The 1736-nt window shown below is 48.3% G+C and carries 2 protein-coding genes and 1 pseudogene; all 3 read right to left on the reverse strand.

The window, feature by feature from the left end; genetic code table 11:
• Positions 1-708, reverse strand: a pseudogene (locus tag DEO48_RS09945) (RHS domain-containing protein); the annotation flags it as partial.
• 135 nt (positions 709-843) lie between these two features.
• Positions 844-1200, reverse strand: coding sequence for an SMI1/KNR4 family protein (locus DEO48_RS09950; protein ID WP_109845051.1), 357 nt, complete (start codon positions 1198-1200; stop codon positions 844-846).
• 25 nt (positions 1201-1225) lie between these two features.
• A partial coding sequence (locus DEO48_RS09955; protein ID WP_258306088.1) for a Rhs family protein occupies positions 1226-1736 on the reverse strand: 511 nt, incomplete at its 5' end.

Below are 1736 nucleotides of genomic sequence, written 5' to 3' on the forward strand. Positions count from 1 at the left end.
ACGCAGCAGCTTGCCCCAGGCGCTGTTCACCCCCTCCCAGCGCACCTGCCCTTCACTATCCGTCATCCGCTCCGGCGTGCCGTTGGGCTGGCAGTGGAACCAGAAGATCTCCGGAGCATCCACGCCATCAATACGCGCCAGCGGATCGTAGCTGTCCTGATCGCTGTAGACGTAGGTCAGCGGCACATCCCCGTGCACCTCCTGCAGCAGACGGAACCCTTCCCAGACAAACCGGGTGGTCACCGACTTGCCGGTTGGCTGTCCGCCCAGCATCTGGCGGCGCGTTTTGCTGATGCGTCGCCCGAGCGGATCGTAGCGGAAGCTGACCTGCGTCTGCGGTTTATTGCGGTCCCGCGGCTGGCTGATGACTTCCGTCAGGCGATGTTCACCGTCGTAGCGGTAGTGCCAGCGGGTCTGGCCGTTATCTTTCTCCACGGTGCGGCCGTGGATGTCATAGCGCCAGCGAATGCCGTTCAGCTGCGTCAGGCGGTTGTGTGTGACCTTCACCGCAACCCCTTCGAGTGGGTTACCGGCTGCATCCCAGCGCCACTGCTCCTGGCCGGGCAGCGTGCCGTCCTGAACCAGCAGGCGCCCGGCGCTGTCGTACTGCCAGCGATACCAGCTGAACGGGTTATCGTCCCGCTCTTCCCGCACCAGGTTATTGCGGTAGTCGTAATGCGAGCGGAGAGACCAGCGGCGCAGTGCTGGGGCGGAATGTAAAGATTACATCATTAAAAATTGCAATATGATGAACTTCTTTTTATGTTTAATTTCTTTTGAAAGAAAATATTCACGATTTGGTGTGGATTTTCCCAAAACATTGATCTAGTTTTAAAAAAAACATTATAGCATAAATATGCTATCACTTTCTTTATCCATGTCTAGGCTTCCTAACGCTCCAAGATCTAAAGAATAAATCTCATCAGAACCTTTGCGCAAATTTAAGAAGTACCCAAGATCACCATCTTGACCAATCAATAAAACGTCGGGCTCAACTTCTTGAATTGCATAGGTATTATTTCTTTCAAGTAAATCAAAACAATTGAAAACATAAAGCTGATCACCATTCGCTCGTTGAATTTCATACGAGTCAGTGTCCTTGACGTTCTCAATCATAAAGCGCTTATATTTAGAAGGTAAAGGCATGTGCATGAATTTTTCAATTTCATTTAACTGATCGATTAAATCTTTTTTTTCCATATCGGATTACCTATAAATTAATAAGTTATATATCAAAATAAACATTACTACTATTTAACTCTCTTAACTGGTCAAAATATTTATAAGAGTCACTAATCGATTTCCTAGCCTGCTGCTTTGGAACACCTGCATCAATCATTTCTTTGTAACTGATATGAAACTCTTGTTTCAATGTTGTATCCCAACCTCCTGGCAAAGCTCTACGAGTTCGTTGAGCAGAACTTATATTCGCGTGCGGACTGCCTGATGCGGACTTAAGTAACGTAGCAGGTGCAGTATTTCTCTGGTAACCGTTTATTCTTTTCTTAGCCCAAGCGTCCTGTATTGGGTGGTGACTTTGTACAAACCCATCATTTTTACTATTTGTATGACCCGATGCTCTGTTTACACCAGGCGAAAGATTACCATGTGGATCAACATCACCAGTTTTATATCCGTTCGGTGCTTTACATCTCGACAACCCCCACGGATCCACCCACCCCAGCGCATTCGGCGCATACTGGTAAAGGTTTATCCCCCCCGCCAGCCCTATCGGG

It is taken from the genome of Enterobacter sp. CGMCC 5087, from assembly GCF_003144775.1.
GTDB lineage: Bacteria > Pseudomonadota > Gammaproteobacteria > Enterobacterales > Enterobacteriaceae > Enterobacter > Enterobacter cloacae_M.